Consider the following 14,221-nt stretch of genomic DNA (forward strand, 5'->3'; position numbering starts at 1 on the left):
GGCGAAAATCCAGCATGTGAATTCAAAACTTAAAAAAACTCTTTTTTCTATAGTTCCCATTGCCATAGGTGTTGCTGTTATATGGTATTTTTTGGAACAATTAACACCTAAAGATAAGCATGCTATTTTGAATTCCTTTAAAACTGCCAATTATTGGTGGGTAGCTTTGTCATTATTTTTTGGAGTTTTAAGTCATTTATCCAGAGCTTATCGTTGGCAATTTTTGCTGAAACCTTTAGGATATCGGCCTAAATTTGCAAATAGTGTGATGACAGTTCTGGTGGCTTATTTAGTGAATATAGTTTTACCTCGTGCTGGAGAGTTTGCAAGAGGAACTGCTATTTCTAAGTATGAAAATATTCCATTTGAAAAGGCTATGGGAACCATTGTGGCGGAGCGTATCGCAGATGTTATTATGCTTCTTTTGATTATCTCTATTGCCTTTTTTGCACAGGCAGAGCTAATTGAAAGCTATTTATTTAAAAATGGTGGCTCAAAGAGTTTATTGACAATCCTTCTTATGCTTGTTGCAGTAATTTTTGGCTTTATTGGTTTTAAACTAATTCAGAAAGCCGAAAGCGGCTTCTTATTGAGAGTTAAAACTTTTTTTAATGGCTTAATTGAAGGAGCATTGAGTATATTAAAGATGAAGAATAAATGGGCGTTTATTTTTCATACTGTCTTTATTTGGGTAATGTACGTAGCCATGTTTTATGCATGTACTTTTGCGATTCCTGAGACCTCAGACTTATCATTCTCTGCGATTATTGTTGGTTTTGTAGTTGGAGGTTTGAGTATGGCACTAACCAATGGAGGATTGGGAACCTACCCTGTTTTTGTAGCTAGTGCATTGGCATTATATGGTGTAGCAGAAAATCCTGCCAATGCCTTTGGATGGATTATGTGGACTGCCCAAACTCTAATGGTAATTGTTTTTGGCGGTCTTTCTATGCTTTTTCTTCCTATTTACAATGGAAATCGTAATTCATGACAAAATTCTACAGTAACGGCAAATTGTTAATTACCGGGGAGTACGTAGTGCTTGACGAAGCCCAATCATTAGCCTTACCTACAAAAAAAGGACAGGCGTTAACCATTCAATCTATTGAAGAACCCAAATTGATTTGGGAAAGTTTTGATGAAAATGAACATCAATGGTTGCAAGTTGAGTTTGAGTTGCCAAAACTTAGGATTGTATCAGAAACTTTTGATTCAAAAGTAGAAGATGGAAGCGATTCATTGGCTTTAAAACTACAAGAAATCCTCTTGCAGGTAAAAAAACAAAACACTGACTTTCTTTCAAATGAAACTGGCTGGTATGTAGGTACCAATCTTGATTTTTCAAGAAATTGGGGCTTAGGCTCTTCATCAACCTTAGTGAATAATATAGCGCAATGGGCGCAAATAGATGCATTTAAGTTGCAATTTGACACCTTTGGGGGTAGTGCGTATGATATTGCGTGTGCTCAAAATAATACACCAATTGTGTATCAATTAAAAAATAAAAAACCGACTGTTCAGTCTGTTTTGTTTGATCCGAGTTTTAAGGATCAACTTTTTTTTGTACACCTTAATAGAAAACAAAATAGTAGGGAAGGAATTACACAATACCAAAAATTTAAGGGTAATAAATATGCGTTTGCAGATGAAATATCAAAATTGACAAATGAGATTTTGAAAACAGAAACATTAAAAGATTTCGACCCAATTCTGGCAGAACATGAACGAATTATTGCTTCAATAATTAGTCAAGAATCTATTCAACAGGTTTTATTTGCTGATTATTTCGGACAAACAAAAAGTTTAGGCGCTTGGGGAGGTGATTTTATTTTAGCAACAGGAAATGAAGATACGCCTGATTATTTCAAAAATAAGGGATTTCATACGGTAGTATCATATCAGGAAATGGTATTATGAGTAAAAATGTAATTATTATTGGTGGCGGTGCAGCTGGGTTTTTTACTGCCATTACTATAGCTGAAACCAATCCTGATCTACATGTAGTTATTCTAGAAAAGGGGAATAAAGTTCTACAAAAAGTAAAAATTTCAGGCGGTGGGCGGTGTAATATTACACATGCTTGTTTTGATCCTAAGGAATTGGTAGAATTCTATCCCAGAGGAAGAAAAGAGTTATTAGGTCCTTTTCATCAATTCATGACGAGTGATACCATGCAATGGTTTGAAGAAAGGAGTGTTCCGCTAAAAATAGAGGGAGATAACCGTGTCTTCCCCGTTTCAAATTCATCACAAACTATCATTGATTGCTTAACGAGTAGTGCTCAAAAGGCGGGAGTTGAATTAGTACTGAATCAAAATGCAAGGAGCATATCAAAACTTGGACAACAATTTACTGTGGTTACAGATTCACAGCAATATAAGGCAGACAAACTAGTGATAACATCAGGTAGCAGTCCAAAATTTTGGAAAACCTTGGCTAGTTTAGGTCATACTATCGTTCCACCAGTGCCTTCGCTATTTACATTTAAGATCAATGATTCAAGAATAAAAGAAATTCCTGGCGTATCCGTTCCAAATGCCAAAGTTCAATTGATTGGATCTGACTTTATCAGTTCAGGACCTTTATTAATTACTCATTGGGGAATTAGTGGACCAGCAGTATTGAAATTGTCAGCTTTTGGTGCTTTATTTCTAGCACAGAAAAATTATCAATACAATGTCTTGGTTAACTGGATTTCTCAATCTAGAAATGAGGTCTTAGAACGGTTAAAACATACAAAAGTGCAACTGGCTAAAAGTTTTGTTTCTCAAAAAAGTGTTTTTGAACAAATACCAAGACGATTATGGGAGAATTTAGTGGTCGCATCAGAAATTAATTTACATCAGCGATGGGCGGATTTAACTAATAGACAACTTGAACATCTTTCAAACCAGCTGACGCGCACAGTATTCAATGCCAATGGAAAGTCAACTTTTAAAGAAGAGTTTGTTACCGCTGGAGGGGTAGATTTAAAAGAGGTAAACTTCAAACGTTTTGAGAGTAAACTAAACAAAAACCTTTTTTTTGCTGGCGAAGTATTGAATATTGATGCTGTAACAGGTGGTTTTAATTTTCAGAATGCTTGGACGGGCGCCTATATTGCCGGAAAAGCAATTGCAGAATGACAGCACAATTTTTATTTTAGTGTTTTATGTAAATACGAAGCCAATACACCTCCTAAAACAGGTGATAGCATATACACTGTTAAAAAGCTAAATGAAACAGATGGAAAAGCTGCAGATTTCCACCCTCCAAAATAAGCAATGATCCTAGGTGAAAAATCACGAGCAGGATTAAACCCTCCTTGTGTAAATGGTGCGATTAAACAGATTAAAATGGTTACAGTTAGTCCAATTAAGAGTGGCGTTGCATTGTTAATTTGTGTTGATTTTTCCGTCAAACGAAAAATTACGAAGACTAAAATAAAAGTTCCCAATCCTTCCATAAAACAAGCCAATCTATGTGTAATAGTAAATTTATCGGCAAAACCGGGGTTTGGGAAATATTCACCAAACATCATTGCAGAGCGATAAGAAACTTCATTACCTCTAATGATATTATTTGCTTCTTCATAATTGATAATTGCATCATTAAAAATAAAGAATAACAACAAAGCTCCAAATAGACCTCCTAAAAATTGAGCAATCAAATAAAAAGGTAGTTTTTTGGTAGCAAGTTGCTTTGCAAATACCATGGCAATGCTCACGGCAGGATTCAAGTGTGCAGGGCATATATTTCTTACTGCAAAAATAGCCATAGATACGCCGAGACCAAAAATAAGAGCTACACCTAAAAGATTTAAAGCTCCAAAAACTACTGAAACTGCAACAGCACCACATCCAAAGAAAACTAATAAAAGGGTGCCTAAAAATTCGCCTAAATATTCTCTAAAAGAGATCAATGTATTATTTTTGAGAAAATATACTTCATCTCGGTTGCTATTTGTATGTTTCGCTCTTCATATTTTTCAGCTTTTTGAGGAGTGTCATCAAATGCTTTTGGATCTTCATATGTAATCGCAATTCGTTTCTCTACTCCAGGAATTAAAGGACAATTTTCATCAGCATGAGCGCAGGTCATTATTGCGGCGTAATCAGATGAGGGATTAAAAGGATTATCAAACGTCTTTGAAAAACCTATAACAGGGTATATACTCTCGCCAAAGTGAATAACATAAACTGGGTTTTCTCCTTGAGAAATTTTGTGTATCTCAAACCCTGAATTTTTTAAAGTTTCGGCTACCATGGGATACATTTCAGTGGCCTCCGTACCTCCTGAATAGCAAAAAACTCTTCTAACTCCGTAGTAACGAGACATTGTTTGCGCCCAAACCTGAGAAAAATGACTTCTTCGTGAGTTATGAGTGCATATAAAATTTAAGTGCACAAATTTCTTAAAGTCTACTTTGTTTTGAATATGATGAATTAATGGTTGTAGCACTTCTTTACGCTCATCACTAACGGCATTTATATCAAGTTCTGCTATTGTATCTTTTAGCTCATTGAACAGTCTATTTTTTTTCTTCATATTATTTTTTGCAATCTATATTTAAGTTTATTTTTAAATTAACAACATCCTGAATTAGGTGTACAACACCCTTCTGCTGCGTCAGCCAGTACCGTTTCAGGCACACCACAATTGTCTTTGGCTTTGCAATCTGTTTGAGGTACAAATAACTGAATTAGTACCTTATTTTCAGTTAACTCAAAGTTATGAATTTCTAGGTTAGCTTTATGGAAATTAGAATTACTATATTCAAATTTTAGAACCGCACTGCGGTCAATTTGATAAATTTTATCAACTTTTTCAAGAATAGAGAGCGCTTTTCCTGCTTCCATAAAATTTTGTTTCCCTATTTCCTTAGGACTTTCCCATAGTTGAACAATGGTTTCATTCCAGGCATCTGAACGGCCACCGCAGTCAACAGATTTGATCACTGTATTTTTTACCTCTGTTATGTGATAGTTAGCACCCACAAATTCACCTTCTCGGTATTCAAAAACTAATTCTTTTCCTTGATTTTCGCTTAATACGTTTAAAAATTCTTGTGTTTTCATAATTTTAATGTTTGTGTCATTTCGAGTGAAATTCTGCAAGAATTTAGTATCGAGAAATCTTATTTTCGATACAATTCCAAAAATTGAAATCACTCAAACTGATAATTTTATTTTAATCTATTCCTATTATTTTACTTCTTCTTTCTAGTAGCACATTATCATACCAAATGCCTTTGAGTTTTCCTACTTTTTCTCGGTGACCAATTTTCCGAAAAGCCATTTTTTCGTGTAATTTGATGCTTACTGTATTTTGAGGGAAAATGCCTGATTGTAAGGTCCAAAATCCGGATTGCTCGCTTTCGTGAATGAGTGTTTCAAGTAAGCTCGAACCTATTCCGTTGCCATTATAATTTGAGTCAACATATACACTTACTTCGGCTACACCACCATATACACATCTGCTGGAAACTGGTGAAAGCGCTGCCCAACCCACTAATTGATCATCCACCCATGCGGCTAGCCTGCAAGATTGGATATGTGAGTTATCCCAGTGCTCCCATGAAGGCACTTTTGTTTCAAAAGTGGCGATACCGGTTTCAATGCCTTGATGGTATATGTCAGCGACTTGTTGCCAGTCTTCAGGTTGTATGTATTTAATAATTACTTTCATTTTTAGATGTCATTGCGAAGTAAATCTTTGATTTACTGTGGCAATCTCATTAAAGAGATTCCCACGCTTCGCTCGGAATGACGATAACTTATCGTAATTTTACGATGATTTGTTTCAAATTTTTTTAACAGCATTGTATAGATTTAAAATCTTCTTTGAATAAGGTTTCAAAAAGCTCTTTGGCCTTTTGCCAATTTGCTTGATGGATACAATATTTAATTTTTGGCGGATTTACCTCACCTTCAATCAGCCCGGCATCTTTTAATTCTTTTAAATGTTGTGAAATGGTTGATTGTGCCAACGGCAATACATCTACCAGGTCACCGGTATAACAACAACTCTGATTACTCAAATGCTTTAAAATGACTAGACGTACCGGATGCCCTAAGGCCTTGGCATAACGAGCCAACTCTTTAGAGTCTTCTGAATATTCAATATGTTGTAATGATTTATTCATAGTTAATCGCAAATATACGATTAATATTTAAATTGACAATTTTTCTTCTAAAAAATTGCAAGGCTACTTTATTTGAAAATTAATAAATGGATAACAAGTATATTTGATTTAAGTTAAGAAATTAATCATTTATATAAAGTTTTTGACAGCACAAGTCAGCTGACAAGCTAATAAATAAGTGAATGTAAACAAGAAGTAGTATTATATGATTTACTTTCAACAACAAGCTCATCAAGATCTTAGGGATTATGTAAGATGCTACTGGAAGATTGAAAACAAGAATAAAGACTTTCAATATTACACTATATTTCCCGACGGATTTTTCGATTTATTGATTTGCTATCATAATGAGGATCTGGACAGTGTGTTTTTAACTGGTTTATGGGATCATAAAACCAATGTAGTTATCTCACCGGAAACTACCATATATGGAATACAGTTCAGATTGCTTGCCATTGAAAATATAATTCAAGAGAATATCAGCTCAATGCTCAATAAGATAAAGAGGTTGGAAAAATCTCATTTGAGACTTAATGAATTCAATAAAAATGTTGACGCAAATTTTTTTGAATTTCTGGACCGTTGCTTGTTATCTCGTATTGAAGAACACGACCCAATTGACCCAAGAAAATTGATTCTTTTAAAATCGATCGATCAAACAAAGGGAAATAAAACTGTTGCATATTATTCGGAAAAAGCCAATTGGTCAAAACGACAAATAAATCGATATTTTCAATCTAATTTTGGGCTTTCCTTAAAAGGTTATTGTAGTATTCGAAAAGGTGCCGCCACATATAGTCAGATAAAAAAAGGACAGTTATATCCTGAACAAGGTTATTTTGATCAACCACATTTCATAAAAGGAATAAAGAAAATAACAGGACTTACGCCAAAGGCATTACTGAAAAATGAAAACGACCGATTTTTACAATTTTCAATCATTAAGAATGAATAGATTGCGATTTTAAAAATCAAAATTTCATTCATATGATATTGCAAATTATTAAGTTAAAATCGGATTTACCAGAAGAAGAATTATTAAAAAGAGCAAGAGAAAGAGAATCAAACTTTAAATCTATCCCTGGCCTTTTGCAAAAATATTATGTAAAAACAAGTAACGAAGGAGAATATGGAGGGGTATATATCTGGGATTCTGCACAATCGCTACAAAGCTACCAATCATCTGATTTAGCCAAAAGTATACCATCTGCCTACGCTATTAATGAAACCCCAGATATAGAGATGATGGATATTATTTTTCGATTGAGAAACAAGTAGGCTTTTATATCAATCGATTTTTCATAAAAAAAAGAATGTAACTTAGAATAAATCAATGTTTTTATATTGTATTTAAAGCACATAAATCACTCCAAATATCAGACTATGACAAAAGCAGAAGCATCAAACACTGTATGAATGGCTTAGAAATCATCCAGATCAAAATTGGGTAAAAGGTCCTTATGGTAAGTGGAATACTGGTGAGCACATTGTTCATTTGATTCAAAGTGAAAGAGCTTTGAACAAGGTATTATGGCTACCGAAATTTTACTTGAAGTATAAGTTCGGAACTAATAATAGAGACAATCGAACTTATGAGCAGATCGTCAAAAAGTACCAAGCTAAATTAGCTGATAATCCTGGTGCAGTTGCCAATATATCCAGAGAAATGCCAACAATTACGCTCACAAATAAAACTTCTTATATCTCTAAATTGGATAAGGAAAAGGTAAAACTGATTAAAAAGTTCCAAAAATGGACCGAGCACGATTTAGATACATACCTGCTTCCTCACCCGCTTATGGGAAGAATGACAATTAGGGAAATAGTAATTTGGACGGCTTATCATACTGAGCATCATTACACTATTTTAAAATCAAGTTATTGAAGCCCATCGCAACCCCTAAAAATCAAAATCAATGTAGGCACTAGAAATTAATCTAAATTGTAAATACCATTACAGAGTAAGAGAAACATTAGCATGGATAAAGGAATAAAACTTATACGTAACAAGGACCTTTCAAAGTCTAAAACCTAGTTCAACCTTTTACTCAATCACCGTAAACTCCTTAATGGCTTGGTTAGGTTCAATAATAGTATAACCATCCCAAAAACTAGGGTCGTATTTAGCAATATAGGTAGGTAACACCTTATTATGTTCTTTAAATCCATCAAAAGTGCCGGAAGAAATAATATCAGTATCAAAAACAACCACTTCTTTTTTGTTTTTAAAGCCCATCAACATATCCATTTTCATAGACAGCTCATTTTGTTTGCGTCTTCCGCGTACATTTTTATTCTTTTCAATAATTTTAAGAGGTCTTTTTATACCAAACTGACTGCCATCTTCTTGCTCTAGGTATTTTAAGGAATACTGTTTTTGATCATCTTCTTTTGAGAAGATCATTTTTCCTTTCATTAGGTAAATTCTAAATGAAATGCCCAGTAACTTAAAACTCTTTACTGTTTTTACATTCTCATAATCAGCTCTGATTACAGCGAAGTCATTGATGTCAACGTACAAGGTACCTTGATAGTCTGCAGAACCTTTGGGTTTAAATGTTAATACATATACTGGGTTATTTCCTAAATATGTGATATCAGCTATTTCATAATTATAACGCCCAGATTTTCGTATAAAATTGATTTTGGTCTTGTCTTGAAAGAAAAGATCATCAAACATGGCTGCTAAGTTTCCTTTTTTGTACTTGGCAAAATTCTTTCGCTTCTCTATTTCTTTCTTCTTTTCTTCTTCAAATTTACTCTTCAGCGCATTACTATCTGTAGAATCAACCTTTTGCTCTTTAAACTCATCAGGATCAAGTTTCTGGCCGAAAATACCAGACTTTACCTTAAAGTAGGAGTCTGGTTTTACATTATTCTCTATGATCTCATTGAATCGTTTTTCAAGAGACATCAAACCTACCTGGTTCTTTTTGTCATACATCTCTGAAGCCTTCACCAAATCAATTTTTTGTTGCTCTTTGTCGTAATTACCATAAAGATCACATAAAATTTCTGTGTAATATGAATTCCTTCGCGGAATACTATTCATTGCACTATCTAAAAACTTTTTGTTTAACTCTTTTATGGTTGATTTCTTAAGTTTTAAATTGGTTCTCAATAAACTTTGATGATTCGATTCTCTAAAAAATAGTCGTTTTTTGGTTTGATCAAAACTGTAATTTTTATTAAGATTCTCTTTTACTTTTTTAATGATCTCTTCAGCGGTGTACTCTTTATTGGTCAAAATAACCTCACGAATCTCATTCACCTTAGGAACCATATAAATCACGCTATCCTTAAATTGATTTAAGGGTTTGGCAATGGTTTCAAAACCTATACAAGAAATTTGCAGGGTATCAGTGGGTTGTGCATTTTTTCTATAAATAATGGTAAAACGCCCTTCTTCATTACTAATGGTGCCTCGTTTATTAAAAATAATATTGGCATATGGGATAGGCTCCTTACTAATGGAATCAATAATTTTTGAGCTGATATCTTGCCCATATCCAGTAATAGAAAAGAAAAATAAGAGTGCTAAAGATAATTTAGCGGCGATTGAATTCATGCAGTTGAATTTAACAGTTCACGAAATAAAGAATTCTTATTAGTATAACCATAATTATAGCATTGTATTATGGTAATTTTATTCTTTTTTTAACTTTTAGGTTTTTGGTCAAGTTTTAGACGAATAAGAATCTGAAAAGTAACAAGGGGTTTTAACTAGCTACAGTTGCGCGATGTGGTTTCAAGGAGTCGCGAAGTATAAGCATATCTTTTTCATCAACTATCATAAAAGCTATAGTATGAAAATCAGAGATGATTTCAGAAGTAATCTGATGGGTTTGTGTTTGTTCAGTTTTGGCATATTCATTTAAATGAACAACATGATGCTCGGCTGTTTTCTGCGCATTTGGTCCTCGGAAATCCCAAATAAGTTTAATTTTTCTGTTCATAAAGCAAAAGTAGTGGTTGGTTTTTAATTTTTCCAGTTGAGCATCGTAATCGTATCTGTCATTTGTAGTATTACAAAGTTTGATAAAATACATTTGAAGATGCAGTTTTCTAATCTCAAAAATTCTGGAGTTCTCATTGCTATTTTAGGTATTGTGCTGTTTTCTGCAAAAGCAGTTATGGTAAAATTGGCATATCAGTACGAAGTCAGTTCACTTCATTTACTCTTGTTTCGTATGTTATTTTCTTTACCCTTTTATATCATAATTGCCATTTTTAGTAAGCCCTTATATCCAGATAAGATCAAAAATGCAGATTATGTTTGGGTATTTTTCTTTGGTTTCATTGGCTATTATTTAGCAAGTTACTTTGATTTTTTGGGTTTACAATATATTAAAGCGGGCCTTGAACGGATTATTTTATTTATATACCCAACATTGGTCATTATAATAGGAAGAATATTTCTGCGCACCACTGTAACTTCAAGACAAATTATTGCAATTGTTATTACGTATCTTGGGGTTCTGGTAACTTTTTGGGGAGAAATTCGGTTTGAACAGCAAGATTTATTGCTGGGAAGTTTTCTAATTTTTTTGAGTGCGCTGACCTACGCATCGTACATAGTGGGAAGCGGTTGGTTAATTCCAAAATTTGGTGTAACCATCTTTACGTCATATGCTATGATTGTTTCCTCACTTTGTGTGATTTTGCATTATTTGATTATCGATAGAGGTAACCTGATGAACTACTCATATGAAGTTTATGTGTTAGGAATACTAATGGCCATTTTATCAACTTTGGTTCCTTCTTTTCTGGTTTCTTTAGCGATTAAAAAATTGGGAGCTTCTAATTTTTCTATTATAGGGAGTATTGGGCCGATTTCAACAATTATTCTGGCCTATTTGTTTTTGGATGAGAGACTCACTTTTTTACAAATTGTGGGGTCGATTATCGTCATATTGGGTATTACATTTGTATCCTATAATAAATCTAAAAAAGTAGAAAAAACTTAATACCTAACAATTATCTTTGCCTTAAATCAATGATCACTTGGAAAGCAGCGAACTCATTTTCAAAAAAGATAGCACCAATAAAATTTTAGAAGACGGCAGCTTTACCTGGAAAGCGCCTAGTAATATTGCATTGGTAAAGTATTGGGGGAAACACGGTATGCAATTACCGAAGAATACCTCTATAAGTTTCACACTAGATGCCTGTCACACGATTACAACATTAGAGTTTACAAAGAATAATAGTGTTCCAAATGTTGGAGTTTTGGATAATCAAATCACAGGTGATGAGGACAATGAGCCCTTTCAACAAACACTTATTCAAAGAACTTTTAAAGTGGATATTTTTTTGGATGGTCAAAAAAAACCGGAGTTCTCTGAAAAAATAAATACTTTTTTGTTGAGAATCATTAAAATTGTTCCTTTTCTTAGTGATTATGATCTCATCATAAAAACCCACAATTCTTTTCCTCATAGCAGTGGTATTGCATCATCTGCTAGTGGTATGGCAGCATTAGCACTCTGCATTATGAGTATGGAAAAAGCATTGAACCCTGAAATGACAGATGAATTGTTTTATAAAAAAGCATCTCTTTTAGCACGGTTGGGCTCTGGTAGTGCAGCAAGGAGTATTAAAGGTAATTTGGTGGTTTGGGGTGAACACACGATAATTGAAGACAGTTCTGATTTATATGGTGTAGAATTCCCATATAAAGTGCATGAAAGTTTTAGAAATTTTCATGACACTATTTTATTGGTAGATAAAGGTGAAAAGCAAGTATCAAGTACGGTAGGTCATGGATTGATGCATGAACACCCATTTGCGGAAATACGTTTTGAACAGGCAAATGAAAATATTGAGAAGCTAAGTCAGGTATTACAGAGTGGTAGTCTAAAAGAGTTCATCAATATTGTTGAAAGTGAAGCATTGACCTTGCACGCTATGATGATGACCAGCAATCCATATTTTATTTTGATGAAGCCTAACACCCTTCAAATTATCAATAAAATTTGGGAGTTCAGGGCAAAAACAGGCTTACATGTTTGCTTTACGTTAGATGCGGGTGCTAATGTACATGTCCTTTTTCCTGAAAAAGAGAAAAAAGAGATCAATGATTTTATTGTGAATGAACTGGTTCAGTTTTGCCAAAACAGACACTATATATGTGATAGAGTGGGCGTTGGAGCAAAAAATTTAACCATTTGAAAACACCTAAATGTATATTTAAGCGTTATATTTGTATGTTTTTATTGATTAGACATATAAAAATCTATGAAGGGACCACTGTTTTATGCTAAAATACTGCTCTTTGGAGAGTATGGAATTATTAAAGATTCTAAAGGCTTAGCCATACCGTATAACTCTTATCAAGGAGCGCTAAAAACTTCTAATTCACCTAATGAAATTGCTAGAAAATCAAATGAGAATTTAGCGAAATTTCATCAATATTTAAGAGATTTAGACCAAAAGTTAGTGTTGTTCAGACACGATGATTTAGAACGAGACATCAATGCGGGAATGTATTTTGATTCAAGCATCCCACAAGGTTATGGTGTAGGAAGCTCAGGCGCCTTAGTAGCTGCCATTTATGATAAATATGCCGATAATAAAATAACGGTTCTTGAAAATTTAACCAGAGAAAAGTTATTAAAGCTTAAAGAAGTTTTCTCAGCTATGGAATCCTTTTTTCATGGAAAGAGCTCGGGACTGGATCCTCTTAATAGCTATTTAAGTATTCCAATTCTTATCAATTCAAAGGATAATTTAGAACCTACAGGTATTCCTTCACAAAAAGAGGGAAAAGGCGCCGTATTCTTGTTAGATTCTCAGCAAGTAGGTGAAACAGAGCCTATGGTAAATATCTTTATGAATAAAATGAAGAATGAAGGTTTTAGAAAGATGTTGAATGAAGATTTTGCAAAATATACAGATGCATGTATTGATGATTTTTTACATGGAAATGTAAAATCACTGCTTGGTAATGTAAAGCAGCTGTCTAAGGTAGTGTTAAAGAATTTCAAACCAATGATTCCTAAAGCTTTTCATACACTTTGGCAGCAAGGTATAGATACCAATGCGTACTACTTAAAATTATGTGGATCTGGTGGCGGCGGTTATATTTTAGGATTTACCCAAGATTATAAAAAAGCTCAAGAGTTACTAAAAGACTATAAGTTAGAGTTGGTATATAGATTTTAATCCTTTGGTATGGATAGTCTTAGTGCCAATAACAGCAATTCTAACTATTCTATTTTCTATAAATTTTTTAGTTTACTTTCTGTAGTTAGAGGATATAATGTTCTTATGGTTGCTATCGCTCAATATTTAGCCGCCATTTTCATTTTTTCTCCCAATAAATCACTGAAAGAAGTTCTTCTGAATATTGATCTTTTTTTAATTGTATTAGCTTCTGCCTGTGTAATTGCAGCAGGGTATATAATTAATAATTTTTATGACGCAGAAAAAGATCGAATCAATCGCCCTCAGAAAGCAAGAATTGACAGTATTGTCAATCAGAAAACCAAGCTGAATATTTATTTCTTTTTGAATTTTTGGGGCTTTACCTTAGGTTTTCTAGTTTCATGGAAAGCAGCTACTTTTTTTGGTATATATATCTTTTTGATCTGGTTTTATTCACATAAATTAAGTAAATACCCTTTAACTGGATTGATCTCAACAACTATTTTATCATTGTTGCCATTCTTTGTAGTCTTTGTGTATTACCGTAATTTTTCAAAAGTAATCTTTGTTCATGCCTTGTTCTTAGGAATAATTCTCTTGATTAAAGAGCTCATCAAGGAACTAGAAAATATTAAAGGTGATTTGCTACAGAATTATAAGACAGTGCCTGTTGTATATGGAGAAAATTTCACAAAAAAACTAATCAGCTTTTTAGCAGTTTTAATAGCATTACCTACCTATGTATTGTGGAAGTATCCTGAAATAGGGCATATGAAATATTATTTTTACTTCACAGGATTGACCTTGGTTTTAGTAACACTTATGCTATGGTTTGGTTCTTCTAAAAAGAACTATGTTTTTCTGCATAATATTATTAAGTTCATTCTCATTTTAGGAGTTTTTAGTTTGGTATTAATAGATACTTCTGTTATCATAAATCGTCTATTGTAA

17 protein-coding genes are annotated in these 14,221 nt (G+C 33.5%); 10 read left to right on the forward strand and 7 right to left on the reverse strand.

Going from position 1 to position 14,221, the window contains the following annotated elements; all coding sequences use genetic code 11:
- Window positions 1-16: 16 nt before the first annotated feature.
- From AC1EU5_RS02145 to AC1EU5_RS02155, 3 genes are read left to right on the forward strand one after another with little or no spacing between them, the layout of a single operon-like run.
- Complete coding sequence (locus tag AC1EU5_RS02145; protein WP_480190702.1) at window positions 17-991, forward strand: lysylphosphatidylglycerol synthase transmembrane domain-containing protein; 975 nt, start codon at window positions 17-19, stop codon at window positions 989-991.
- Entirely contained in the window at window positions 988-1,917 is a 930-nt protein-coding gene (locus AC1EU5_RS02150) for a GYDIA family GHMP kinase (RefSeq protein WP_480190703.1), read from the forward strand. The genes AC1EU5_RS02145 and AC1EU5_RS02150 overlap by 4 nt, the downstream gene beginning before the upstream one ends.
- Complete coding sequence (locus tag AC1EU5_RS02155) at window positions 1,914-3,125, forward strand: BaiN/RdsA family NAD(P)/FAD-dependent oxidoreductase (RefSeq protein ID WP_480190704.1); 1,212 nt, start codon at window positions 1,914-1,916, stop codon at window positions 3,123-3,125. Before AC1EU5_RS02150 ends, AC1EU5_RS02155 begins: the two co-directional genes overlap by 4 nt.
- Window positions 3,126-3,136: 11 nt before the next feature.
- Here the strand turns inward: AC1EU5_RS02155 and AC1EU5_RS02160 are convergent, their stop codons facing one another.
- From AC1EU5_RS02160 to AC1EU5_RS02180, 5 genes are all read right to left on the reverse strand, one after another.
- A complete protein-coding gene (locus AC1EU5_RS02160; protein WP_480190705.1) occupies window positions 3,137-3,901 on the reverse strand; it encodes an MIP/aquaporin family protein in 765 nt (254 codons plus the stop codon).
- Window positions 3,898-4,527, reverse strand: coding sequence for an arsenate-mycothiol transferase ArsC (locus AC1EU5_RS02165; RefSeq protein WP_480190706.1), 630 nt, complete (start codon window positions 4,525-4,527; stop codon window positions 3,898-3,900). The genes AC1EU5_RS02160 and AC1EU5_RS02165 overlap by 4 nt, the downstream gene beginning before the upstream one ends.
- A gap of 38 nt (window positions 4,528-4,565) precedes the next feature.
- The gene (locus AC1EU5_RS02170; protein WP_480190707.1) at window positions 4,566-5,057 is read right to left on the reverse strand and encodes a DUF6428 family protein; all 492 of its coding nucleotides are present in this window, start codon (window positions 5,055-5,057) and stop codon (window positions 4,566-4,568) included.
- A gap of 112 nt (window positions 5,058-5,169) precedes the next feature.
- Window positions 5,170-5,667 (reverse strand): N-acetyltransferase family protein, encoded by a 498-nt coding sequence (locus tag AC1EU5_RS02175; protein WP_480190708.1) that lies wholly within the window; start codon window positions 5,665-5,667, stop codon window positions 5,170-5,172.
- A gap of 124 nt (window positions 5,668-5,791) precedes the next feature.
- On the reverse strand, window positions 5,792-6,124 hold the full coding sequence (locus AC1EU5_RS02180) for an ArsR/SmtB family transcription factor (RefSeq protein WP_480190709.1): 333 nt from the start codon (window positions 6,122-6,124) through the stop codon (window positions 5,792-5,794).
- 205 nt (window positions 6,125-6,329) lie between these two features.
- Between AC1EU5_RS02180 and AC1EU5_RS02185 the strand changes: the two genes are divergently transcribed.
- The 3 genes from AC1EU5_RS02185 to AC1EU5_RS02195 all read left to right on the forward strand — a co-directional run bounded on the left by AC1EU5_RS02185 (window position 6,330) and on the right by AC1EU5_RS02195 (window position 8,009).
- Window positions 6,330-7,079 carry a DUF6597 domain-containing transcriptional factor gene (locus tag AC1EU5_RS02185; protein ID WP_480190710.1) on the forward strand — a complete coding sequence of 250 codons (750 nt, stop codon included), beginning with the start codon at window positions 6,330-6,332 and terminating at the stop codon, window positions 7,077-7,079.
- Between the two features lie 32 nt (window positions 7,080-7,111).
- Complete coding sequence (locus tag AC1EU5_RS02190) at window positions 7,112-7,402, forward strand: YdhR family protein (RefSeq protein ID WP_480190711.1); 291 nt, start codon at window positions 7,112-7,114, stop codon at window positions 7,400-7,402.
- 130 nt (window positions 7,403-7,532) lie between these two features.
- A complete protein-coding gene (locus AC1EU5_RS02195; protein ID WP_480191083.1) occupies window positions 7,533-8,009 on the forward strand; it encodes a DinB family protein in 477 nt (158 codons plus the stop codon).
- 159 nt (window positions 8,010-8,168) lie between these two features.
- On the opposite strand, the gene AC1EU5_RS02200 is transcribed toward AC1EU5_RS02195, so the two are convergent.
- Both AC1EU5_RS02200 and AC1EU5_RS02205 read right to left on the reverse strand, forming a co-directional pair.
- Window positions 8,169-9,692: a carboxypeptidase-like regulatory domain-containing protein gene (locus AC1EU5_RS02200; RefSeq protein WP_480190712.1), complete on the reverse strand. Its 1,524-nt coding sequence runs from the start codon at window positions 9,690-9,692 to the stop codon at window positions 8,169-8,171.
- Window positions 9,693-9,843: 151 nt separating this feature from the next.
- On the reverse strand, window positions 9,844-10,080 hold the full coding sequence (locus tag AC1EU5_RS02205; protein WP_480190713.1) for a hypothetical protein: 237 nt from the start codon (window positions 10,078-10,080) through the stop codon (window positions 9,844-9,846).
- Between the two features lie 99 nt (window positions 10,081-10,179).
- Between AC1EU5_RS02205 and AC1EU5_RS02210 the strand changes: the two genes are divergently transcribed.
- The 4 genes from AC1EU5_RS02210 (at window position 10,180) to AC1EU5_RS02225 (ending at window position 14,221) form a co-directional block, all read left to right on the forward strand.
- Window positions 10,180-11,091: a DMT family transporter gene (locus AC1EU5_RS02210; protein WP_480190714.1), complete on the forward strand. Its 912-nt coding sequence runs from the start codon at window positions 10,180-10,182 to the stop codon at window positions 11,089-11,091.
- 37 nt (window positions 11,092-11,128) lie between these two features.
- Window positions 11,129-12,295, forward strand: a complete 1,167-nt coding sequence (locus AC1EU5_RS02215) for a diphosphomevalonate decarboxylase (protein ID WP_480190715.1) — start codon at window positions 11,129-11,131, stop codon at window positions 12,293-12,295.
- A gap of 66 nt (window positions 12,296-12,361) precedes the next feature.
- Window positions 12,362-13,288, forward strand: a complete 927-nt coding sequence (locus tag AC1EU5_RS02220; protein ID WP_480190716.1) for a mevalonate kinase family protein — start codon at window positions 12,362-12,364, stop codon at window positions 13,286-13,288.
- Window positions 13,289-13,297: 9 nt separating this feature from the next.
- The gene (locus AC1EU5_RS02225; RefSeq protein WP_480190717.1) at window positions 13,298-14,221 is read left to right on the forward strand and encodes a geranylgeranylglycerol-phosphate geranylgeranyltransferase; all 924 of its coding nucleotides are present in this window, start codon (window positions 13,298-13,300) and stop codon (window positions 14,219-14,221) included.

Source organism: Maritimimonas sp. 2405UD52-3 (assembly GCF_056591715.1).